Consider the following 23,385-nt stretch of genomic DNA (forward strand, 5'->3'; position numbering starts at 1 on the left):
CGGGTCAGCGTACCCAGATGGCTGTCTCGGGCCCGCCGTTGTCCAGCGCCTCGAGGGTCAGTTGCAGGAGCAGTCCACGTTCGGCGATCTGCTGTTCGTGCATCACCTCGTTCATCTGCTCGATCCGTTCGGCCTCGGCACGCACATGGTCATCCTGCAACGCCTCCAGGCGCGCATGATAGGGCTCGCCCAGTGCCGTGAAGCGGGCACTGAACGTGGTTTGCAAGTGCGTGCGCCAGAAGTCCCGCTCGACCATGGACTCGGCCAGCGCTTGTCCGGTTTCGGCTTCGAGCACCTGCGCCGTGGCCCGGGTGATGTGCGACGGTTGCACGTCCGCCAGGCGCACGAAGGTCATGCTGTTGGTGCGCACCGGCAAGTCGAGTGCATCCCTGAGGGCCAACCGGTACCCCAGCAGGACTTCGAGCTGGTCAAGCGTCGGCTCGCTGGCAAGCCGTGACTGGATATCTTCGAGGGCGATCCGGTCGACCTGCTCCAGCCGCCACAACTGGCGGCCAAGGCGCAGCAAGGCCTGCTGACGGTCGCCACGCAAGGCGTCGGCCTCGGCTTGCCAGGCCATCAGGCGCAGTTCCAGATCGGTGAAGCGCAGGGCCACGCTGTCCTGGCAGGTCAATTGACTGGCGTTGTCGAACAGTTCGCCACGCAGCACGACGTCGCGGCGCATCGCCTGCAACATGTTCAGTACCCGATGGGCCAGGTAGCGGGCGCCGGTGCGATGCTGGAAGTCGGCGGTTTCCAGCAGGCGGCCGAGCAGCCGGAAAAAGTCGCTGCTGCCCTCGAGGTACTCGAGCTCGTCCCAGCACGCGCCCATCTCCTCACGCTGCTGCAGGGTAATCGCATCGAGCCAGCGCAGGCGGATCGGAACTGCCGCTGTGTGCTGTGCCGGCGTTGCCACGGCACGCAGGGCACGGCGCAGGCGGGCCGTCTGCGCCTCGGTAAAGGGGTTGCCTCTGAGCTGGACATCGCCCTCGCGCCAGATGCGTGAGCGGAAGAATTCCTCGGGCAGTTCGGTAATCAGGTTGCCGCGCAAATCCACCCGGCGCAGCGCAGCATGATCGAGCAAGCCGCGCGGCAGCTGAGCCACCCGGGTACTGGACAGGTGCAGTTCGTTCAGCTGCGTCAGTCCCTCCAGGGAAAACAGCCGGCCCAGGGGATTGTTCGAGACATTCAGGTACAGCAGGCGCTCGCAGCTTGCCAGGATCGTCGACTGCCCCGGATCCAGGGTGATGGCATTGTCGAAGAGATCCAGGCACTGCAGGTGACGCATCTGCAACACAGTCTGCGGCACACGCCGCAAACGGTTGCCAGGCAGTTCGAGCACGCGCAGGTTGGGGAAGGCCGCGAGGAAACTCTCGGGTATCTCCGGGATCAGCATGCCACGCAACGACAAGACGAAGACATGCTCGAAGCGCACCGTGTCCGGTAGCCCGGGCAGAGCGCCCGGCCTTGCACCGTAGACGCTCCAACGGTAATCGCTGTTGAACACCTGGGTAGCTTCCGGGCCGTCCGAGCGCCTTTGCCAGCAGTTGCGCAACGCTTGCCGGAAGAACCGCCGGTTCTCCTGTTGCTCGGCGTTCCTGGCCTGGTGGACCCAGGTTCGCAGGTGCCGGTTGAGGGTGGCGAGTTGACCTTCCAGGCGTCCCAGCAACTGCTCGGTCGCCCTCAACGACGCAGGGGCGTTGCGAATCCAGCTGCGCAGCTGCTCGTCGTTGTATTCCGGGTAGAGCGCGCGCAGGCGCGCTTGCAGTGCCCGCGGCAGATGCCGTTGCGGCTGCCCGCTGCCGCGCCCGCTCAAAGGGTAACCGACACGGCCGGACGCCAGACGCCTGGGTGCATTGAACCAGGTTCGCGCGGTATCGCTCTGCAGCACCTGCGTCACATCGTCCCGATGCTCCGTCGCCAGGCGTCGGACGGCCTGGCGCAGCGCATTGGCAGAAGATCCGTCCTGCCCCATCGCGGCGCGCTGGGCGGGGTCGGCGGCGTCGGCCAGCACCTGGAACAGCTCGCCAGGCCCCTGCACGACCTGCCCGCTGTCATCGAACACGACGAACTGGCCATCACTGAAAGCCAGCCGTGCCGGCTGAGGCCCTTGCGCCGGGTCCAGGCCATTCGCCTCGACCACCCGCCACTGCCGGGAGCCCGGAAGCTTGCTCAGCAGCTGTACCGTGACCCGGGCGAGGTCCAGCGTCTGCGCAGTGTCGAACTGCAAGGCCTCCATGACCCGCACCAGGCGAATGTAACGAGCACTGGCACGCGCCGCCTCGGCCAGGCACAGGGGCACCCGCCCGGTACGTTGCAGGCGCTCTCGGTCGGCCGCACTGGCTGCCAGCAGCAGGGCCCGGGCAGCACGAGGGTGCAGGCTGGGGAAGAGCCGCCGCAGCGCCGCCTGGTCGCTGTCCGGGCGTTGCTGGCTCTGGTACAGCCGCTCGAACAACAGCCGGCGGTGCGCCTGGGCCACCTCCGCCAGGGCGTTTCCGTTCAGCCCGGCGGCGCCTGGCAACTCGCCAGCCTGCTCCAGGAGCAAGCGATCCAGAGGCGCCTGCCCCGCCTGCAGACGCGCCAGCAAGACGTCGATGCGGGCAACCAGCCGCGCACGCTCCACCGTGTCGGCAACGGCTGCTTCGGGTACGGTGTCGTGAACATGCCAGGCGCGCAACTGGTCGGCGTCCAGTGCATGGATGGCAAGCACCTGCTCGATACGTTGGTCATCCAGTTCGGCGAACGTCCCGCCAAACCGGCGGAACATGCGCCGGGCATCGTGCCACTGCGCCGGCTGCTCGCACGCCAGGCGCCAGGCGCCGGCGCCGTTGTGGTGCAGCAACGGGGCATGGCCCTGTTCGGCGTGCAACCGCCAGCGTTCCAGGGACTGATCGTAGCGAACAAGATAAGGGTGACCCTCCATTTCGATCCAGGTGCGATCATCGAGGCGGTAGATCCCCTGCTCATCGCGTATTGCCTCGGCTGGCAGGGCCAGGCTGCGAAACGGCGCAGGGTCGGCATTCCACAAGCGCAGGCTGCCATCCTCCAGCTGGGTCGGGACCAGTGCATCGACCACCGGCGCGCCACTCCAGGCGCGTTGCGCCAGCGTCACTCCCGCCCCCACGGCGGCCAGGCCCGCCACGCCAACGGCCACGTGGCGAAAATGATCCGCGGCGGCGTCGACGTCACCCGCTCGCCAGGTCGTCAGCCCCTGGTACGTCTCCTTGAGCAGTTCGAAGGCCGTCACAGCCAGCAACCCGACACCGATCATGGGCACGAAAAGGCCCGCGATACCTAGCAGTGTCAGCGCCTGCGTGGCGAGCATCTGCCGATGCTCGGCCTGAACCTTGCGGTCCAGTTGCCTGACGGGCATGGCGATGGTCGCGGCATCGAGCTTGATCTGGGCAATGGTGGCGGCAGCCAGGCTGGGAAACAACGGCAGGTCGTACGCCTGCAGGGTTTCACCGAGGTCGAGGCCGGCCCATGCCGGCAAGTCGTGGTAACCGCTGACCACCCGCGAGAAGAATCGCGGGCAGTCACGGCGCAGCACGAAGCGCTGGAAAAACGCCTGATAGTCCTGCTGACGCAGCCGGCTGCCAAGCACCTTGCGGGTGAACTTCGCCAGGTCGTCGCCCCTGCTCCACGGCCCCATGGGATCGCCAGGGATGTAGACCAGTACCTGGCGGGTGATGCTGTAGAGCGGCGCCAGGCGCTCATCGCGCACCTCCAGCACCACGATCTGCTGCAGCGTGCAGCCACTCAGGTGCAGCTGGCTGGCGATCACCCGCGCGCCCTTCAGGCGCCCGGGCCTGCCATTGCGGCAGAGGCCGATCACCATCTGCAACTCGTCCTCGTCGAGCACGCCTTCAAGCCTGGCCTTGCAGGCATCGAACAGCATTCGCTCGGTCAACACCTGCAACAGCGGACTCACGCACGGTGCCAGGGCACCGTCCAGGTACTGCTGATAGGCGGCTCCCAGGTCCAGTTCGCGGCAAAGCTGGGCAAACTGCAGCGCGCTGGGGCGCGCCAGGATGGCGGCGTTGGCGTCGCGCACGCAGTGGCCAGGCGGCTGTCCGCCAAGCCTTGTCTGGTCGGCGCTGAAATTGTGCAGGGCCGCTTCCAGCAAAGGCATCGGGTAGTACTCCGCGGTCGTCATCGGGACGCGCACCGGGGCGTAACTGAACAGAGGCTTCCTGAAGGAGTCGAGGAACTGCAAAGTGCCGACGTCCGTCGTCACACCGAAGCGCTCGGCCAGGGCGGCGTGCAGGCGGGCAGCGACGAACCCGTCCAGGCCCTGCAACCGTGAAAGCTGCGCGGACAGGCGCTGGCGCGCCGCCACGCAGCGCTTCAAGGCGTCGCCCAGCCGCGTCATGTGCTGCATATCGGCCTGACGCATCCAGGCCGGCAAGCAGTTGGCGATCAACTGGTCCTGATAGGCCTGTTCGAGGGCTAGCGGGTCATTTCCGACAACGGTCGATGCAGCGTGGGTGTTCATGTTCGATGGCTCCGGATAGGGGGCCATGACGCTAGTCTGCTCACCACCGGTGCATCCGGTAGCCCGCTACCACCGGCTCAGAACAACATCAGCTGGCGATCGGTCAGGGCGGCGAAGTCGTCACCGACGAAGGGCAGGATGGCATCGGCGACCGGTTGCAGCTGGCGGCTCAGGTAATGCTCGTGGTCGATCGGCGATTGCCGGTTTTCCAGCGGTTCAGGCCCGCTGGTGGTGATCACGTAGCTGATCCAGCCGCCGTTCTGGTACTGCCGCGGGCGCCCCAGTTGCGTGTTGTAGGCATCCGCCAGGCTGGCGGCACGCACATGCGGCGGGACATTGCGCTGGTAGTCGGCCAAACGCCGGCGCAGGCGCTTGCGGTAGACCAGCAAGTCGTCGAGCTCCCCGGCGAGGGTCTGGCGCACGTATTCGCGGATGTAGTCGCGGTAGGGCTGGCCGCGGAAGATCCGCCCGTACAGCTCCTGCTGAAAGCGCCGGGCCAGCGGCGACCAGTCGGTGCGCACCGACTCCAGGCCCTTGTAGACCATCTCCTGGTTGCCATTGGCACGCTGCACGAGGCCGGCATACCGCTTCTTGCTGCCCTCCTCGGTACCGCGGATGGTCGGCATCAGGAAACGCCGGTAATGCACCTCGTACTGCAGCTCCAGCGCGCTCTCCAGGTTCAGCTCGGTGCGCAGGTGCTCGGCCCACCAGTGATTGACCTGCGCCACCAGGGCACGGCCGATACGGGCGGCGGCCTCCTCGTCATGGGCCTCCTTGAGCCAGACGAAGGTGGAATCGGTGTCGCCATAGATCACCTGGTAACCCTGCGCCTCGATCAGCGCACGGGTCTGGCGCATGATCTGGTGACCGCGCAGGGTGATCGACGAGGCCAGCCGCGGGTCGAAAAAGCGGCAGCCGCTGGAGCCGAGCACACCGTAGAACGCGTTCATGATGATCTTCAGCGCCTGCGACAACGGCGCATTGCCCGCGCGCTTGGCCGCTTCGCGGCCCTGCCACACGCGCTCGACGATCGCCGGCAGGCAATGCGCGGTGCGCGAGAAACGCCCGCCACGAAAGCCTTCCACCGAATGCTGGTCATCGGGCAGGCGCAAGCCTTCGACCAGGCCCACCGGGTCGATCAGGAAAGTGCGGATAATGGACGGGTACAGGCTCTTGTAGTCCAGCACCAGCACCGAATCGTACAGCCCCGGGCGGGAGTCCATGACGAAGCCACCGGGGCTGGCCTCGTCCGGGCGGCTGCCCAGGCTGGGCGCGACAAAGCCCATGCGGTGCATGTGCGGGATATACAGGTGGCAGAACGCGGCAACCGAGCCACCGCTGCGATCGACCGCAAGGCCGGTGACCGACGAACGCTCCAGCAGGAAGTCGAGCAGGCGGGTGTGGGCAAAGATGCGGGTGACCAGCTCGCAGTCCTTGAGGTTGTAGCGGGCAAGCGCGGGCTTGTCTTCGGCGAAGCGGCGGTTGATCTCGTCCATGCGCTGGTAAGGGGTATCGATGGCCTTGCCTTCCCCAAGCAGGGTCTGGGCGACACTCTCCAGGCTGAAGGAAGGGAAGCTCCAGGTCGCCGAACGCAGCGCCTCGATGCCGTCGATCAGCAGGCGCCCCGGGGCATCGGCGAACACGTGGCCACCGCCGGCCTGGCTGCGCAGGGTCAGCGGCGCGCCGTTGCGCCCCAGCGCCAGCGGCAGCTGCAGGGCCTTGGCATGCTCGTGCAGCAGGCGCAGGTCGAACTGGATCAGGTTCCAGCCGATGATTGCATCCGGATCGTGTTCGGCCATCCACTGGTTGAGGCACATCAGCAACTCGGCGCGGTCAGCGCAGTAGCGCAGGTCGAAATCCACCTCATCGGCATCACCGTTGGCCGGCCCGAGCATGTACACCTGGCGCTGGCCACAGCCTTCCAGGGCGATGCTGTACAGCTCGCCATGCTCGCTGGTCTCGATGTCCAGCGAGGCCAGGCGCAAAGTCGGGCGGTAGTCCGGCAACGGCTTGAGCTGGGCCTCGCAATACACGCCCTGGGCGTCGCGCTGGCCGGTGAACTGCACCGGCGCGGTGATGAAACGCTCCATCAGGTAGCGCTCCGGCGGGCGGATATCGGCCTCGAAGACGTCGATACCGGCCGTGCGCAGGCGCTGCTCCAGCTGCATCAGTTGGCGGTGCTGACGGGTGTAGAGGCCGAGCATGGGGCGCTGCTCGAAGTCTTTCAGGCGCAGCGGCTTGAGCCACGCGCCGTGCTCCTTGGCCAACAGCACCCGGGCGTGCTCGGCCTGCGCCTGCGGGATGAAGGCCACCGATTCCTGGGGGGCCAGGCGCAACAGCCGTGGCCCGGCCTCGGTGGCCAGCCAGAACTCCACGCAGGTGCCCTCGGGCGTGTCATGCCAATGCCGGGTCAGGACAAAGCCCTGCTGCAACTCCACCGCGTCGACCTCTGTTGAAAAAGACGATTCTACGCCAGCTGGCGCCCAGCTCGCAGCCGCGCTCAACCGTACAGGTAGTCGATGTCCTTGCAACCGGGCGGCGGCACCTGGCCGAGCAGGTAGTCACGCAGCTTGTGCATCTGCCGCGCCTTGGGGCTGCTCTTGAGCCAGGTCATGTAGTAGCCGTCGCCGGTCGACACTGCATGCTTGAACGGCGTCACCAGGCGCCCCGCGGCAAGGTCGGCACTGGCCAGCACCAGGTCGACCACGGAGATGCCCAGGCCCTGCTGCGCAGCCGAGATGCCCTGGTCGAGGGTATCGAACACCTGGCCCTGGTCGATGCTGATGTCCAGCGCATCCATGCGTGCCAGCCAGCGCCGCCAGTCGCGGCGGTCCGGTGACGGGTGGAGGAACTCGCACTGGCGCAGGTCGGCCAGCGCCGGTTGCGCTTGCGTCATGTAGTCCGGGTGGCACACCGGGATCAGCCATTCATCGAACAGCCTGATGCTTTCGACATCGGCCGGGAAACGGCCGTTGGCCAGGAGGATGGCGCAGTCGTAGGGCTCCGAGTAGAAGTCCACCGTGTCGATGTCCATCCACACGCTCGACAACTGCACGGAACAGTTGTCGTCGACCTTCTTGAAGCCGTCCAGGGCCCGCAGCAGCCAGCGCACGGTGAGCGTCGACGGGGCTTTCAGGCGCAGGCCGTAACGGTCCTGGCGCAGCAGCGCGCAGGCGTTCTCGATGATCTTGAAGCCGACCTTGAGTTCCTGGGACAGCAGCCGGCCGTGCTCGGTGAGGCTGAGCTTGGGGCCACGGCGCTCGAACAGGTCGCAGCCGAACATCGTTTCCAAGGTCTTGATGTGATGGCTGACCGCGCCCTGGGTCAAGGCCAATTCCTCGGCTGCGCGGGTGAACGACCCGTAGCGCGAGGCCACCTCGAAGGCACGCAGTGCATGCAAAGCCTGAATCCGTTCCGACATGGTGCCCCCAAAGCATGAGTGAGACTAATAGTAGGTCATAGTTCCACGCGTTTTACAACGTGAAGTGCGTCTCCGAAAATGCTGCAAAACAATAAAGATAACAAGACAACCTGCCTGCATATGCCTGGAACTTACTTTTAATTACTGCCTGGGGAAATCATGTTTACGGGTTATGGAAACTGCTATCGCCTGGATGCGCTAGAGCTCGCCGATGAACATGGCCGCAACACACAACACTGGACGTACAAGACCCTGCAGCATTTTCGCGGCGTGCTCGCCAACCCGGACTTCCCGTGCCTGTTCGGGCGCAAGGCGGTTGCCGGCCAGTCGTGTCACATTCTGTTCGCCCGCGCCGAGCAACTGGCCGACGACCTTGCCCAGGGCCTGGCCAACTATGTCCGCACCATCGCCACCACCCCGGTCAAGCAACGCATCGGCAGCCCGCTGGTGGTGTTCCTCGAAACCGCGGCCGGCAGCGCCCTGGCCGAACAGCAGGCGCTGGCCTGGAAGGTGCTGCGCGGTGTCCATGCGCGCGACCCGCACCCTTGGCCACAGGCGATTCCCACCGACCCGCACGACCACGCCTGGTCGTTCTGCTACGCCGGCATGCCGCTGTTCATCAACATGAACTTCCCTGGCCACCAGCAGATGAAAAGCCGCAACCTGGGGCCGCACATCACCTTCGTCATCAACCCGCGGGAGAACTTCGACGAAGTGGCCAACGCCGGCACCGAAAGTGGCCAGCGTATCCGCGCGCGCATTCGCGAGCGCGTGCGCCACTACAACGACGGGGTGATGCCCGAGAGCCTGGGCTTTTTCGGCCAGGACGACAACTTCGAATGGAAGCAGTACCAACTGCAGGAAGCCGGCTCGCTCAACCCGTCGCGCTGCCCGTTCCATGCCAATGCGCATGCCCATGCCACACCCGACACACTGATCGAGAACTGACCGTGAATACCGCCCTGACCCTGACCTACGCCCTCACCGTCCTGCTGTTGATCGCCACACCTGGCCCGGTGGTGGCACTGATCGTCAATACCGCCGCCGCCTCGGGCTCGCGCAAGGCCATGTTCACCGCCGTCGGCACCAACTGGGCATCGCTGGTGCTGATCGGTGCCGCGGCCTGGGTCATCCTGACCAGCGCGGCCATCGACAGGACCTGGCTCAGCGCCATGAGCCTGCTGGGCTGCCTGTTCATCGGCTACATCGCCGTCGGCACCTTGCGCGAACACCTGCAGCCAGCCGCCGGCGAAACCCAGGCGCAAGCGCCCAAGGCCGGGCGCGGCGGCCTGTGGCAAGGGTTCATGGTGGGCATCTCCAACCCCAAGGACATCATCTTCTTCATCGCCTTCTTCCCCCAGTTCATCCAGGTCACCGAATCGTTCGGCAAGAGCATGGTGGTGCTGTCGCTGCTGTGGGTGCTGATCGACTTCGCCGTGCTCAGCCTGTACATCTTCGCCATCGGCAGAATCACCTCGCAACGCAGCAACCGCCTGATTTCCCTGGCTTCGGGGGTCGCCCTGCTGCTGATCGCCGGCGGCGGTCTGGCGTACAACATCCAGGCGCTGGCGGGCTGACGCCCACGCCATTGCCACGTCAGCCAAAAGGAGCGCCCATGACACCGCCCGCCACCGCCACGCACGTTCCGGGCCGTCCCTTGCCGTTGCAGCAGGACTACCAGCGTTTTCTGCAACTGGGCAGCCGCCGCGCGCCACACACCCTGCATGTGCATGAAAGCGGCTACCGCTCGGGCACCATCAACACCGACACCCTGGGCCTGCGTTACAGCCACTGTGCCGGCAAGCGATTTTCAGCAGGCGAGCGCGGCGGCAGCGCACGGGTCAACCTGCTGGTCGGTGGCTCGACCGCGCTCGGCATCGGCGCCAGCTGCGATGAGCACACGGTGGCCTCGCACCTGTCGATGCTGACTTCGGAGGTGTGGCTGAGCCTGGCCGGATGCGGCCTCAACGCCAGCCAGGAACTGATGCTGTTCCTGACCCATCAGCACCGCTTCGGCGAGATTGGCCACGTGGTGCTGCTCAGCGGCCTGAACACCCTGGCCCACGAAGCCCTCGGCGAAGTGCTGGCCGGCCCGCATGACCCGCAGCAGGCCAAGGCCCACCAGGCGTACCTCAACAGTTTCAACGAAGGCATGCCAGCGCTCGAACCGCTGCGCCGCGAATCCTGGTGGCGGCGCCTGGGCCAGGCCCTGGCGCCGCGCCAGCCAGTGCCCCCGCCGGCCTGGCAACTGTCCGCCCCGGAAAAACGCCTGGCCCGCGCCGCCGACAGCATCAGCCGCACCCTGCGGCAGTGGGACCGCCTGCTGGCCGACAGCAACGCGACCCTCACCTTCATCCTGCAACCTTTGCTGCCCTGGTGCCGTGAAACCCTGCCAGAGGGCGAACGGGTCATGCTCGACGCACTGGAAAAACACCCGGCCAACTTCGATCGGTTGCTCGACGGTGCCTTCGATAGCCAGCTGCACATGGACTTCTTCCGCCGCATCAAGCACCAGGCCGACCCTGTGCCGTGCTATGACATGAACAGCATGCTCAGCAGCTCGCCGGTGTTCGGCGCCGACCTGTTCATCGACCGCCTGCATTTCAACGACCTGGGCAACAACGCCTTGGCCAAGGTCATCACCGCCAAACTCGGCCTGGCCCAGGAACGACACGCCCAGCGCAGGGCCGCGCCGATCAAGCTCGTCTGACCGTGACGCCGTGGGGTATCGATTAACCCTGTGCTTGGCTAGAATGTGCAGGTGTTCCGATTTGCCTGAGGCGTACGTCAAGTTGTGATGAACCATCAAGCCGTCCAACCGTGCCCGGCCACCCGCCGGAGCGTATCGCTGCGCGAGGCGCGCAGGTGAGCCGCGTTGCCCTGGTAGCAACGCTACTCATCACTCCAGTGGCCGCCCAGGCCCTCGACGTGCGCATCGACCCCCACGCCGATTTGCTCTACCGCCAGGCCCTGCCGCTGCTGGAGCAAGCCGACAACCAGGATGACGGCGCCGCCCCCCTGCGCACCGCCCTGGGCGATGACCCGGAACTCAACCGCCAGGGCCAGGCCATGGCCCGTACCCTGCCGACCGCCGTGGCCTTGCTGAAGAAATCGGTGGAGCTGGGCCATCCGGTGGCGCAGTACCGACTGGCGTTGTACTACACCACCTACCTGCCGGCAGGGCGGATTGCCGATGCGGCCTGCCCGCTGCTGGAAGCCAGCCTCCGGCAAGGCTTCGCACCGCCGGCGACGGCGATCGCCACCTGGTGCTCGCCCTACAACGCCAGCCCCGCCTACCGCGAAGCGCTCGAGGCGATTCCGAGCATGGCGACACTGTATGCGCCCTACTACCCCCAGCCTGCCACGCGCCTGGCCTGCGCCCGCAGCCATCCGCAGGGGCTGCAGATGCAGTGGGGACGCCAGCGCGATTACCAGGCCGAAGTGTTCCGCCTGCTGGGTGAGCTCGACCCGCAGCAGCGCCGTAACCTTTTGCAGAAGGCCGTGGAGATCAATGGCTGTGTGGAGGCGCAGCAGCGCCTGACCAGCCAGCGTTGAACCTGTACCGGCCTCTTCGCGGCTGAAGCCGCTCCCACACGGGCCGGCGCAACCCCTGCAGGAGCGGCTTCAGCCGCGAAGAGGCCAGTGCAGCCTGAAACGAAGCAAGATCGTTCAAGCCACCCACCCCACCACTCTGTCATGCTGGTCAACCAAGCAGAAACGTGTCGCAGCCATCATGCCCAGCAGTCCACCCATCGCCCGCCAAGCCTTCCTCCACGGCGCCATCGCCATCCTGCCGCTGTCCCTGGCCGTGGCCCCCTGGGGCCTGCTCGCCGGGTCCATGGCCATCGAGGCCAACCTCAGCGCCTGGCAAGGCCAGGGCCTGTCGGCGATCGTCTTCGCCGGCGCCGCGCAACTGGTGGCGATCGGCATGCTCAAGGGCGGCGCCAACTTGCTGTCGATCCTGCTCACCACCCTGCTGCTGACCTCCCAGCACCTGCTGTACGGCCTGTCCATGCGCCCTGTGCTGTCGAACCAGCCACTGCGCTGGCGGCTGGGCCTGGGCTTTCTGCTCACCGACGAGTTCTTCGCCCTCACCAGCCATTACGACCAGCAGCAATTCAACCGCTGGTACGCTCTGGGGGTCGGCCTGACCTTCTACGTCGCCTGGAACCTGTTCACCCTGGCGGGCATCGTGCTTGGCCAGAACATCCCCCACCTCGACCAGCTCGGCCTGGACTTCTCCATTGTCGCCACCTTCGTCGCGCTGATCGCGCCACTGGTGCGCAACCTCGCCACCGTGGTGTGCGTGGCAGTTTCGCTGTGCGGCTCGGTGCTGTTCAGCTACTGGCACTGGGAAACCGCGCTGGTCGCCGCCGGCCTGCTGGGCATGGCAGCCGGCTTTGTCTGCCAGAAATTCACCGGAGCCCGCACATGACCTGGTTGCTGATCTTCGCCATGGGCGCCGTGGTATTCCTCAACCGCTACGCCTTTCTCGAGCCGCGCCTGCCCCTGCGCCTGAGCTCCAATGCCCGGCAGTTCCTGGGCTTTGCCGTGCCCGGCATGCTCACCGCGATCTGCGGGCCGATCATCTTCCTGCCCGGCCATCAACTCGACCTGGGCCTGCTCAACCCTTACCTGCTCGGCGCGGTGGTGGCGGTCGTGCTGGTGCTGTTGACCCGCAGCGTATTGCTGAGCATGCTGGTGAGCATGTTGATCTTCTTCCTGCTGCGCAGCTGGCTGGCATGAGCACGCCCCTGCGCGAACAGACCCACCTCTGGCAGGCGCCCGCCCTGGGCGACGTCGAGATGCTGCACGCGCGCTACTTCCAGCAGCGCTTCGCCCCGCATGTGCATGAAGGCTACGTGTTCACCGTGATCGAATCGGGAGCCCAGCGCTTCTGGCACCGCGGCAGCGAGCACCTGGCACCGGTCGGCAGCATGGTCCTGATCAACCCGGATGAGCTGCACACCGGCGCCACTGCCCACGAGGCGGGCTGGCGCTACCGTGGTTTCTACCCCGAGCATGAACGGGTCACCGGTGTGCTGGACGAACTGGAACTGGGCCGCCTCGGCATGCCGCGTTTCAAGGACAGCGTGATTCACGACCCGACGCTGGCACTGGCCTTCAGCCAGCTGCACCAGCTGTCGGAAGCCGGCGCCAGTGCCCTGGAGCAACAGACCGCCTGGCGCCAGGCGGTACTGGCGCTGGTCCAGCGTCATGGCCATTGCCCGGAGCCCACCGCCCCTGGCCACGAACCCCTGGCGGTGGCCCGCGCGCGTGAGTTGCTGGAAAGCCAGTTGGCGACCCCGCCTTCGCTGGAAGCCCTGGCCGCCGCCGTCAACCTGTCACCGTTCCACTTTGCCCGGGTGTTTCGCCAGGCCACCGGCCTGCCCCCGCATGCCTGGCTGAAGCAGCGGCGCCTGGCGCGCGCGCGGGAATTCCTGAAAAGTGGCCAGGCCGCTGCCGACGTGGCATTCGCCCTGGGCTTTGCCGATCAGAGCCACCTGAGCCGGCAGTTCAAGCAGGCCTACGGGGTGACCCCAGGGGCTTATCGCAGCGCCTGCCTGCACAGCTAACAGCCCCGCCAGCCGCTGCTACACTGAGGAGGCTGAATGGAGGATCCTGCCATGTCCGAAAGAGAGCTGACCACCCTGATATCGCTGATGAACCAGCGCCAAGCCTGCCTGAGCAGCGCCTGCAAGGAAATTGCCGACTGGATCGACCGGCAGGGCGACGTGCCCGCCGCTGGCAAGATCCGCGCCAGCCTCAAGGCGCTGGAGGCCGACGAGGCCCAGGTCCGCAAGACCCTGACGTCGCTGACCCTCGACAGGCCGCTGCCACGCTTTCGCAGCTGAAGCGCAGCACCATGAAAAAGGGCCGCTGTTGCGGCGGCCCTTCAGTCGTGCGGTCGGTCAGTGGTTCATGTGCATGTGCTCATGCCCAGCGCCGGCCTCGGCGTTGAGCGGGCGCACTTCGGCCTGCACTTCCACGGTCTCCTTGGCGCCCTTGGCATCTTCGATGGTCAGGGTCAGCGGCACTTTCTCGCCTTCCTTCACCTGCTGGGTCAGGCCCATCAGCATCACGTGGTAGCCGTTGGGGTCCAGGCTCACCGGCTTGCCCGCAGGCAGCTCGACCGACTTGGCTTCCTTCATGCCCATCACGTCACCGTTCATGGTCATTTCGTGCACCTGCACGGTCTTGGCCACTGGCGAGGCCACACCGACCAGCTTGCTGTCGGTGCTGGCGGTAAGGGTCATGAAGGCGCCGGTGGACGCCTGGTGCGGCACGCTGGCACGGACCCAGGCGTCGCTCACGGTAGTCTCGGCCAGGGCCGGCAGGGCCAGGCCCATCAACACCAGGGCGGCCAGGCCGCGCTTGATCGGTTGCATCGACATTCAGCAGATCTCCATCAGGGTGACCAGGTCTTCGGCGCATTCCTTGGCGTTCAGGGAATGCCCCAGGCTCAGGCGCAGGGTGCCACGGGTATCGTAGACGTAGCTGGTGGACGAATGGGAGATGGTGTAGGTGTCACCGGCCGGGACCTTTTCGTAGAACACCTTGAACTCCTTGGCCACCGCGGCGATTTCCTCGGGGGTACCGGTCAGGGCGGTGAACGACGGGTCGAAGGCCTTGACGTAGGCATCGAGCACTTCGGGGGTGTCGCGCTCCGGGTCCAGGGTGATGAACACCACCTGGAACAGGTCGCGGTCACGGCCGCGCAGCAACTTGCGGATTTGCGCCGCACGCGCCAGGGTGGTCGGGCAGACCGCCGGGCATTGGGTGAAACCGAAGAACACCATCGGCATCGAGCCGTAGAAGCTCGACAGAGTGCGCACGTTGCCCTGGGTATCCTTGAGGCTGAACTTGCGCCCGAGGATTTCGTTGCTCATGTTCTTGCCGTACTTGAACTCGAGGCCCCGGGCCGGGTTGCAGCCTGCCAGCAGGCCGAGCCCGAGAACGCCCATGCCGGCGACAACCGCGCGCCGGGTAAATACATCATTCATGGAACCATCCTTTACAGGGAAGGTGCCGGCCCTCGGGACGGGCCGGCCGAAAACCGGGGCATTCTGGCATGACACCCGGAGGGCTTCTACCCGACAGAGGCGGTGATGGCCCGCAGCCCTTTAAACACGGGCTGCGGCCTGTTGTCGCAGGGGTTGAAACCGTAACACTTTGTTGCTAGGGCTTGACCCAGCGCGGCCCATGTAGGAGCGGCCTTGTGTCGCGAAAGGGCTGCGCAGCAGCCCCAGGATATCGGCGGCAAAGCACATATTGCCGGGGCCGCGCTGCGGCCCTTTCGCGACACAAGGCCGCTCCTACGACAACGACCGCGTCGGGATCAGTAGTAGGCGTTCTCTTTCTGGGTGTGGTCAGTCACGTCACGCACGCCCTTGAGCTCTGGAATACGCTCGAGCAGGGTGCGCTCGATGCCTTCCTTGAGAGTCACGTCGGCCTGGCCGCAGCCTTGGCAACCACCACCGAACTGCAGCACGGCGATGCCATCGTCGACCACGTCCACCAGGCTCACCTGGCCGCCGTGGCTGGCCAGACCCGGGTTGATCTCGGTCTGCAGGTAGTAGTTGATGCGCTCGTTGATCGGGCTGTCTTCGTTGACCATCGGCACCTTGGCGTTCGGCGCCTTGATGGTCAGCTGGCCGCCCATGCGGTCGGTGGCGTAGTCGACCAGCGCGTCTTCCAGGAACGGCACGCTGACCGCGTCCAGGTAGGCAGTAAAGCTCTTCAGGCCGACCGGTTCGTCGTCGGGCTTCTCTTCGCCCGGTTTGCAGTAGGCGATGCAGGTTTCGGCGTACTGGGTGCCCGGCTGGGTGATGAATACACGGATGCCAATGCCAGGCGTGTTCTGCTTGGAAAGCAGATCGGCCAGGTAATCATGGGCGGCGTCAGTAATGGTTATAGCGCTCATGGAAGTTCCTCACAGACTTGCGGCCAAGTGTACGCCAACCTGGCCCATGTACAAAGTCCTAGTATTTGACTCGGGAAAGCGCAAATGCCGGGCTATGCTCCCCTGGCGCCGCCAGCCAGGCCTGCATCCGCCGGTACAGGCCGCGCTCCAGCCACTGGTAGCTGAACCACGACATTAGTCCAATGGACGGCACGCACAGGGCGAACACCAGGTACGGGTTGAGGTGCAGGCGCTCGCTGGCGAACCAGCCGGCGTACAGCACCAGCACGTGGATCAGGTACACCGAGTACGAGCAGTCGCCCAACGCCTTGAGCAGGCGATTGCCCTTGAAGTACGGCTCCAGGGCGATGAACGCCAGCACGATCATGGCGCTCGGCACGCCCCAGTGCAGCAGGCGCTGGGAGGCGTCCAGGTGGTAGATGGCGTAACCCGCCACGCCCAGCACCGCCAGTGGCAGCCACAGGCCCTCGCGCACCAGGCCACGGCGGTAGGCCACGCCCAGGGCGATGCCCAGCAGGAACTCGTAGATGATGTCGTTGTTGTAGAAACGGCTCAACACGCCGACGCGCCCCAGCACCTCGCCGACCAGCAGCAGTGCGGCGGTCACCAGCAGCAGGTGGTGGCGCTGGCGTACCAGGAAGGCCAGGCCGAACAGCAGGTAGAAGAACATCTCGAAGTTGAGCGTCCAGCCGACGTTCAGGGTCGGGTACAGGCCATAGCCACCGGGGTTTTCCGCCGGCACGAAGAGCATCGACAACAGCAGGTGGTGCCAGCTGAACGCCTGGTGCGGCATCCATTGGCTGAAGGCCAGCAGCAGCGCGGCCATGAGTGCGCTGTAGAACCAGTAGGCCGGGACGATGCGCAAGGCCCGGTTGAGCAGGAACTGGCGTGGCTCGATGGCTTTGTCGCGGGTCGAGAGGTAGATGACCAGCCCGCTGATGACGAAGAAGATGTCGACACCCACGGCGCCGCGGTCGGTGAGCAGTTGGCCGATGGGGCCGGTGGCGTGGAAGTCGAAGAAGATTTGCATGAAGTGGTGGCAGACCACCACCCAGGCGGCGAACGCCCGCAGTGCCTGAAGCGAATACAGCATGGAATACCTGCAATTGCCGGTGCATTGAGGCCCGCATCGAGTGCCCAGGCGAGCGCTGCGCGCTCGTTCGCGGGTAAACCCGCTCCCACAGGTACAGTGCCGGCCTTAGGTTCAGCACTGTACCTGTGGGAGCGGGTTTACCCGCGAAGGGCTGCAAAGCAGCCCCCTGCAATCGATCAGGACCACCCGGCAATTCCGACCGCAACGGATTGGCAAAGGTCAACCAACCCGATCAGAGGTTCTCGTAGCGGTTCATGTCCAGCACCCCGGCCTCCACCGGTTCGGTCTCCTTGATGTAGCTGTTCAGGTCATGGAAGTAGTGCCAGAACTGTGGATGGCTGCGGCGCACGCCCCAGCGCATGACGATGCGCTCGAACTTCGCCGCATCGTCCTTGGCGTACTCCATGTCCTCGACGAACTCCGGCACATCGCTGGCCGGGATGTTGAAGATGAAGTTCGGGTAGCTGCTGAGCACGCCCGGGTACAGGGTCAGGGTGTCCAACCCCGGCTGGTAGCGATAGGCCTCGCCGAGCAGGAACGCCACGTTGCTGTGCGCACGGTTGCGCAGCAGGCTGTAGACCTGGCGCTGGCCGCCCTCGCCTTCGATGCGCAGCATGGTTGCCTCGGGCAACTGGCCGATCACCTTGAGGCCTGCAGCCGGGCGCGACACCAGGCGGCTGAGCGACTGCTCGACGTTGCGGAACTCCTCGCTCATATGCGGCCGCGAGCAGTAGGCGCCCTTGCAGCGGTTGATCGGGTCCGGTGCTGCGTTCAGGCTGCCTGTGCGCTGCAGCAGCTTCAGGCCGAAGTCGCGCTTGGGGTCGCGCGGGTCGAGCTTGATGCCGCTGGGGGTGTCGCTGTCGATGTCTTCATAGTCCAGCCACATCTTCACCTTGCCGCTGTTCTGGTACCAGCTGCCGAGGATCTTGCCGCGCTGGTCGGCCGGCATCAGGCGCAGGAAATTGACCTCGGCGCCGTTGCGGATCAGGTCGAAGTACAGGCGCGTCTGCAACTGGTGCGAGACATTGCCGTAGACGTCGAAGTTGACCGCCAGCTGGTAGTAGGTGCGTTCCAGCAGCGGATAGTCGAACAGCCAGATGGTCAGCGGTACATCGCCAATCAGGCCCTTGCTCACCGAAGCACTGTCGAAGTGGCGGAAGATGCTCAGCAGCGCGTTGTCGTTGCCGGCCCACAGCGTGGCCCAGCCCGGCGCGGGCATCTCGGCGTAGGCGTCGCGGCGCAGCTTTTCATACTCGTTGCGCTTGTCGCGGTAGGCATGCCACAGGTTGAGCACGCTGCCGACGTCGTCGATCTGGCCTGGCATGGCCAGCAGCGGCGTGGCTTCACCCCGGTACTTGGCGTCGGTGATGTAGCGATCGAACGCCGGCTCCTGGAACAACGCCCAGAAGTTGTCGCGGATCACGTCGGTGGCGATCTGCCCGCGGCACACCGGGCCACGGATGAAGGTGCGCACGAAGTATTCGGCGTTATCCAGCATGAACTGGTAGCGCGCCACCGCCGGGATCGCCTCGAAGGTTTCGAACGGGTTGGCCCGGTGCCGTGGGCCGTAGCCAGGCAGCGCGGTGGCATGCCAGTCGCCGGCGTAGAACAGCTGCTTCACGCGCTTGAGCTTCTGCGGCCCCATCGGGTAGGTGATGTGGGTCTTGTGCACGATCACGCCCTGTACCGGGATCAGGCGGTAATAGAAGTCGGTGCCTGGCGGGTCGTTGGGGCGGCGCGTGGCGATGATGTCGACCGGCTGGCCGCTTGGCGTGCGCGAGCGCACCCACTGGAAGAAGTGGCCCTGCTCGCCGCCGACGAAGTAGATGTGCGCCAGGAACAGGTGCTCGTACAACCAGCGGCCGACCAGCGCCTCGGTCGAGCCCGGGCGGTTGAGCAGTTCTTCCCAGTCGGCGATCTGCCTGGCTTCGGCCGGGCTCGCCTGGATCGGCTGGTACTCCACCGGCGCACCGGCGGCCAGCCAGCGGCGCAGGGTGTCGTATTCCTTGTCGGTCAGGCCGGTCACCGCCAGCGGCATGCCCTCCTTGGGGTGGGCGCCGGCATAGGCGTCGAACTCATGGGGCAGCGGGCACATGTTGTTGCGGTTGAGGCCCAGGACGATCTCCTCGGGCAGCTTGGCGTTGGGCGTCAGCGGGGTCTTGTGCCCCAGCTCGAGCATGCGCGCCATCAGCGCGGCCTGGCTGCCCTGGTTGTCGAGGACCGAGTAGAAGCCTTTCTTGCGCCACTCCCCTTCGCTGTGGGCGTCGTAGAACAACCGCGTTGGCGGCACTGCCTGGCTCCGCTCGCCCTGGTACACCGGCACCTTGGAAGCGCCGCGCAGCGCGCCCTCGGGGCTTTCCAGCTTGAGCTGGCAGGCGGCGTCGTTGCAGGCGTGGCAGGCCACGCATTTCTCGGTGAAGATCGGCTGGATATCCCGGGTGTAGGAAATCGCCGGGCTCGATAGGGGGGCTTGTCCGAACGCCACACTGCTGACCAGCAGGGCGAAGACGCTGACAAGAATACGCTGCACCATGTGCGAAAAGTCCTGGGTATTGAAAGCCATCACGATTTGCCTGGTCGTCCTTGGGTGCTCTGTGATTCACAACCGCTGCCAACATGAGCAGATTTCATGCAAATGGGCAATGCACCTAAAATCCGCGCAGCTTTGTTATGATTCGGCACCTTCTGATATTTGCCCGACCAGGTAGTTCCTATGTCCGACCGCAGCGCTCGTCTCCAAGCACTCCAGCACGCACTCCAAGAGCGCATCCTGATCCTCGACGGCGGCATGGGTACTATGATCCAAAGCTACCGCCTCGAGGAACACGACTATCGTGGCACGCGCTTCGCCGATTGGCCAAGCGACGTGAAAGGCAACAACGACCTGCTGCTGCTCAGCCGCCCGGACGTGATCGCCGCCATCGAGAAAGCCTACCTGGATGCCGGCGCCGACATCCTCGAAACCAACACCTTCAACGCTACGCAGATTTCCCAGGCCGACTACGGCATGGAATCGCTGGTGTACGAGCTGAACGTCGAAGGCGCGCGCATCGCCCGCCAGGTGGCCGACGCCAAGACCCTGGAAACCCCGGACAAACCGCGCTTCGTCGCCGGCGTGCTCGGCCCGACCAGCCGCACCTGCTCGATCTCCCCGGACGTCAACGACCCCGGCTACCGCAACGTCACCTTCGACGAGCTGGTGGAAAACTACATCGAGGCCACCCGCGGCCTGATCGAGGGCGGCGCCGACCTGATCCTGATCGAGACCATCTTCGACACCCTCAACGCCAAGGCGGCGATCTTCGCCGTGCAGCAGGTGTTCGAAGACGACAACGTCGAACTGCCGATCATGATCTCCGGCACCATCACCGACGCCTCCGGCCGTACCCTCTCGGGCCAGACCACCGAAGCGTTCTGGAACTCGGTGCGTCACGCCAAGCCGATTTCCGTGGGCCTGAACTGCGCCCTCGGCGCCAAGGACCTGCGCCCGTACCTGGAGGAGCTGGCGACCAAGGCCGACACCCACGTGTCCGCCCACCCCAACGCCGGCCTGCCAAACGCCTTCGGTGAATACGACGAAACCCCGGCCGAGATGGCCGCGGTGGTCGAGGAATTCGCCGCCAGTGGCTTCCTCAACATCATCGGCGGTTGCTGCGGCACCACCCCGGGCCACATCCAGGCCATCGCCGAGGCCGTGGCCAAGTACAAGCCACGCCAGATCCCGGAGATCGCCAAGGCCTGCCGCCTGTCGGGCCTGGAGCCGTTCACCATCGACCGCCAGTCGCTGTTCGTCAACGTCGGCGAGCGCACCAACATCACCGGCTCCGCCAAGTTCGCCCGGCTGATCCGTGAAGAGAACTACACCGAGGCCCTGGAAGTGGCCCTGCAGCAGGTCGAGGCCGGCGCCCAGGTGATCGACATCAACATGGACGAAGGGATGCTCGATTCCCAGGCCGCCATGGTCCGTTTCCTCAACCTGATCGCCGGTGAGCCGGACATCTCCCGCGTGCCGATCATGATCGACTCCTCCAAGTGGGAAGTGATCGAGGCGGGCCTCAAGTGCATCCAGGGCAAGGGCATCGTCAACTCGATCTCCATGAAGGAAGGCGTCGAGCAGTTCAAGCACCACGCCCGCCTGTGCAAGCGCTATGGCGCCGCCGTGGTGGTGATGGCCTTCGACGAGGTCGGCCAGGCCGACACCGCCGCGCGCAAGAAAGAGATCTGCCAGCGCAGCTACGACATCCTGGTCAACGAAGTGGGCTTCCCGCCGGAAGACATCATCTTCGACCCGAACATCTTCGCCGTCGCCACCGGCATCGAAGAGCACAACAACTACGCCGTCGACTTCATCGAAGCCTGTGCCTTCATCCGTGACCACCTGCCCCACGCCCTGAGCTCGGGCGGCGTGTCCAACGTGTCGTTCTCGTTCCGCGGCAACAACCCGGTGCGCGAGGCGATCCACTCGGTGTTCCTCTACCATGCGATCCAGAATGGCCTGACCATGGGTATCGTCAACGCCGGCCAGCTGGAGATCTACGACGAGATCCCGGCTGCCCTGCGCGAGAAGGTCGAGGACGTGGTGCTCAACCGCACCCCGCACGGCACCGACGCCCTGCTGGCGATCGCCGACGACTACAAGGGCGGCGGCGCCACCAAGGAAGTGGAAAACGAAGAGTGGCGCTCGCTGCCGGTTGCCAAGCGCCTGGAACACGCGCTGGTCAAGGGCATCACTGCCTTCATCGTCGAAGACACCGAAGAATGCCGCCAGCAATGCGCACGGCCGATCGAGGTCATCGAAGGCCCGCTGATGAACGGCATGAACGTGGTCGGCGACCTGTTCGGCGCCGGCAAGATGTTCCTGCCCCAAGTCGTCAAGTCGGCCCGCGTGATGAAGCAGGCGGTGGCCCACCTGATCCCGTTCATCGAAGCCGAGAAAGGCGACAAGCCCGAAGCCAAGGGCAAGATCCTCATGGCCACGGTCAAGGGCGACGTGCACGACATCGGCAAGAACATCGTCGGCGTGGTGCTCGGCTGCAACGGCTACGACATCGTCGACCTCGGCGTGATGGTACCGGCCGAGAAGATCCTGCAGACCGCCCGCGAACAGAAGTGCGACATCATCGGCCTGTCCGGCCTGATCACCCCTTCGCTGGACGAGATGGTCCACGTCGCCCGCGAGATGCAGCGCCAGGACTTCCACCTGCCGCTGATGATCGGTGGCGCCACCACCTCCAAGGCGCACACCGCGGTCAAGATCGAACCCAAGTACAGCAACGACGCGGTCGTCTACGTCACCGACGCCTCGCGCGCCGTGGGCGTGGCCACCCAGCTGCTGTCGAAGGAACTCAAGCCTGGCTTCGTCGAAAAAACCCGCCAGGACTATGTGGAAGTGCGCGAGCGCACCGCCAACCGCAGCGCCCGCACCGAGCGCCTGAGCTACGCCCAGGCGGTGGCGACCAAGCCGCAGTTCGACTGGGCCGGCCACCAGCCAGTGGCGCCCACCTTCACTGGCGTCAAGGTGCTGGACGACATCGACCTGCGCACCCTGGCCGAGTACATCGACTGGACCCCGTTCTTCATCTCCTGGGACCTGGCCGGCAAGTTCCCACGCATCCTCACCGACGAAGTGGTCGGCGAGGCGGCCACGGCGCTGTACAAGGATGCCCGCGAGATGCTCGACAAGCTGATCGACGAAAAGCTGATCAGCGCCCGTGCGGTGTTCGGCTTCTGGCCAGCCAACCAGGTCGCCGATGACGACATCGAGGTGTACGGCGCCGACGGCCAGGCCCTGGCCACCCTGCACCACCTGCGCCAGCAGACCATCAAGCCCGACGGCAAGCCGAACCTGTCCCTGGCCGACTTCGTCGCGCCCAAGGCCAGCGGCGTCACCGACTACGTCGGCGGCTTCATCACCACCGCCGGCATCGGCGCCGAGGAAGTGGCCAAGGCCTACCAGGACAAGGGCGACGACTACAGCTCGATCATGGTCAAGGCCCTGGCCGACCGCCTGGCCGAGGCCTGCGCCGAATGGCTGCACGAGCAGGTGCGCAAAGAGCACTGGGGTTATGCCAGCGACGAGCAGCTGGACAACGAGGCGCTGATCAAGGAGCAGTACAGCGGCATCCGCCCTGCCCCGGGCTATCCGGCCTGCCCGGACCACACCGAGAAGGAAACCCTGTTCCGCCTGCTCGATGGCACCGCCATCGGCGAAACCGGGCCCAGCGGCGTGTTCCTCACCGAACACTTCGCCATGTTCCCGGCGGCGGCGGTCAGCGGCTGGTACTTCGCCCACCCGCAGGCGCAGTACTTTGCCGTGGGCAAGGTCGACAAGGACCAGATCGAGCGTTACAGCGCGCGTAAAGGCCAGGATGTCAGCGTGAGCGAGCGCTGGCTGGCGCCTAACCTCGGGTACGACAGCTAACACCGCGTCGGCTTCTTCGCGGGTGAACCCGCTC

17 protein-coding genes are annotated in these 23,385 nt (G+C 65.6%); 9 read left to right on the top strand and 8 right to left on the bottom strand.

The genetic code is table 11. The features are described 5' to 3' along the window. Window positions 1-4: 4 nt before the first annotated feature. The 3 genes from ACIP21_RS10300 to ACIP21_RS10310 form a co-directional block, all read right to left on the bottom strand. Window positions 5-4,492, bottom strand: coding sequence for an NEL-type E3 ubiquitin ligase domain-containing protein (locus tag ACIP21_RS10300; RefSeq protein ID WP_400687018.1), 4,488 nt, complete (start codon window positions 4,490-4,492; stop codon window positions 5-7). 77 nt (window positions 4,493-4,569) lie between these two features. Next, window positions 4,570-6,930, bottom strand: a complete 2,361-nt coding sequence (locus tag ACIP21_RS10305) for a DNA polymerase II (RefSeq protein ID WP_400687019.1) — start codon at window positions 6,928-6,930, stop codon at window positions 4,570-4,572. A 62-nt stretch (window positions 6,931-6,992) separates the two neighbouring features. Further along, window positions 6,993-7,913 carry a LysR substrate-binding domain-containing protein gene (locus ACIP21_RS10310; protein ID WP_400687021.1) on the bottom strand — a complete coding sequence of 307 codons (921 nt, stop codon included), beginning with the start codon at window positions 7,911-7,913 and terminating at the stop codon, window positions 6,993-6,995. Window positions 7,914-8,072: 159 nt separating this feature from the next. Here ACIP21_RS10310 and ACIP21_RS10315 point away from each other — a divergent pair, with 159 nt between their 5' ends. From ACIP21_RS10315 to ACIP21_RS10350, 8 genes are all read left to right on the top strand, one after another. Then, window positions 8,073-8,861, top strand: a complete 789-nt coding sequence (locus ACIP21_RS10315) for a YqcI/YcgG family protein (protein WP_400687023.1) — start codon at window positions 8,073-8,075, stop codon at window positions 8,859-8,861. 2 nt (window positions 8,862-8,863) lie between these two features. Next, window positions 8,864-9,490: a LysE family translocator gene (locus ACIP21_RS10320; RefSeq protein ID WP_400687025.1), complete on the top strand. Its 627-nt coding sequence runs from the start codon at window positions 8,864-8,866 to the stop codon at window positions 9,488-9,490. 38 nt (window positions 9,491-9,528) lie between these two features. Then, on the top strand, window positions 9,529-10,623 hold the full coding sequence (locus ACIP21_RS10325; protein ID WP_400687027.1) for a hypothetical protein: 1,095 nt from the start codon (window positions 9,529-9,531) through the stop codon (window positions 10,621-10,623). Window positions 10,624-10,778: 155 nt separating this feature from the next. After that, window positions 10,779-11,468: a sel1 repeat family protein gene (locus ACIP21_RS10330; RefSeq protein ID WP_400687028.1), complete on the top strand. Its 690-nt coding sequence runs from the start codon at window positions 10,779-10,781 to the stop codon at window positions 11,466-11,468. A 178-nt stretch (window positions 11,469-11,646) separates the two neighbouring features. Next, the gene (locus ACIP21_RS10335; protein WP_400687030.1) at window positions 11,647-12,348 is read left to right on the top strand and encodes an AzlC family ABC transporter permease; all 702 of its coding nucleotides are present in this window, start codon (window positions 11,647-11,649) and stop codon (window positions 12,346-12,348) included. After that, window positions 12,345-12,659 carry an AzlD domain-containing protein gene (locus tag ACIP21_RS10340; RefSeq protein WP_400687031.1) on the top strand — a complete coding sequence of 105 codons (315 nt, stop codon included), beginning with the start codon at window positions 12,345-12,347 and terminating at the stop codon, window positions 12,657-12,659. Before ACIP21_RS10335 ends, ACIP21_RS10340 begins: the two co-directional genes overlap by 4 nt. Beyond that, a complete protein-coding gene (locus ACIP21_RS10345; protein ID WP_400687032.1) occupies window positions 12,656-13,489 on the top strand; it encodes an AraC family ligand binding domain-containing protein in 834 nt (277 codons plus the stop codon). The genes ACIP21_RS10340 and ACIP21_RS10345 overlap by 4 nt, the downstream gene beginning before the upstream one ends. A 51-nt stretch (window positions 13,490-13,540) precedes the next feature. Further along, window positions 13,541-13,768, top strand: coding sequence for a hypothetical protein (locus ACIP21_RS10350; protein WP_027593874.1), 228 nt, complete (start codon window positions 13,541-13,543; stop codon window positions 13,766-13,768). A 57-nt stretch (window positions 13,769-13,825) separates the two neighbouring features. Here ACIP21_RS10350 and ACIP21_RS10355 read toward each other — a convergent pair whose 3' ends face one another. The 5 genes from ACIP21_RS10355 to ACIP21_RS10375 all read right to left on the bottom strand — a co-directional run bounded on the left by ACIP21_RS10355 (window position 13,826) and on the right by ACIP21_RS10375 (window position 19,463). Then, the gene (locus tag ACIP21_RS10355) at window positions 13,826-14,308 is read right to left on the bottom strand and encodes a copper chaperone PCu(A)C (RefSeq protein WP_400687033.1); all 483 of its coding nucleotides are present in this window, start codon (window positions 14,306-14,308) and stop codon (window positions 13,826-13,828) included. Beyond that, window positions 14,309-14,917, bottom strand: a complete 609-nt coding sequence (locus tag ACIP21_RS10360; RefSeq protein ID WP_400687034.1) for an SCO family protein — start codon at window positions 14,915-14,917, stop codon at window positions 14,309-14,311. It abuts the gene before it with no gap. Window positions 14,918-15,252: 335 nt separating this feature from the next. After that, a complete protein-coding gene (nfuA, locus tag ACIP21_RS10365; protein ID WP_400687035.1) occupies window positions 15,253-15,837 on the bottom strand; it encodes a Fe-S biogenesis protein NfuA in 585 nt (194 codons plus the stop codon). Between the two features lie 58 nt (window positions 15,838-15,895). Continuing rightward, window positions 15,896-16,930 carry an acyltransferase family protein gene (locus ACIP21_RS10370; RefSeq protein ID WP_400687037.1) on the bottom strand — a complete coding sequence of 345 codons (1,035 nt, stop codon included), beginning with the start codon at window positions 16,928-16,930 and terminating at the stop codon, window positions 15,896-15,898. 232 nt (window positions 16,931-17,162) lie between these two features. Further along, complete coding sequence (locus ACIP21_RS10375) at window positions 17,163-19,463, bottom strand: fatty acid cis/trans isomerase (protein WP_400687121.1); 2,301 nt, start codon at window positions 19,461-19,463, stop codon at window positions 17,163-17,165. A 180-nt stretch (window positions 19,464-19,643) separates the two neighbouring features. On the opposite strand from ACIP21_RS10375, the gene metH reads away from it, so the two are divergent. Continuing rightward, entirely contained in the window at window positions 19,644-23,351 is a 3,708-nt protein-coding gene (gene metH / locus ACIP21_RS10380) for a methionine synthase (protein WP_400687039.1), read from the top strand. The last annotated feature ends 34 nt before the right edge of the window (window positions 23,352-23,385 follow it).

The sequence above is a fragment of the Pseudomonas sp. NPDC089401 genome (assembly GCF_044749485.1).
In the GTDB taxonomy this organism is placed as follows: domain Bacteria; phylum Pseudomonadota; class Gammaproteobacteria; order Pseudomonadales; family Pseudomonadaceae; genus Aquipseudomonas.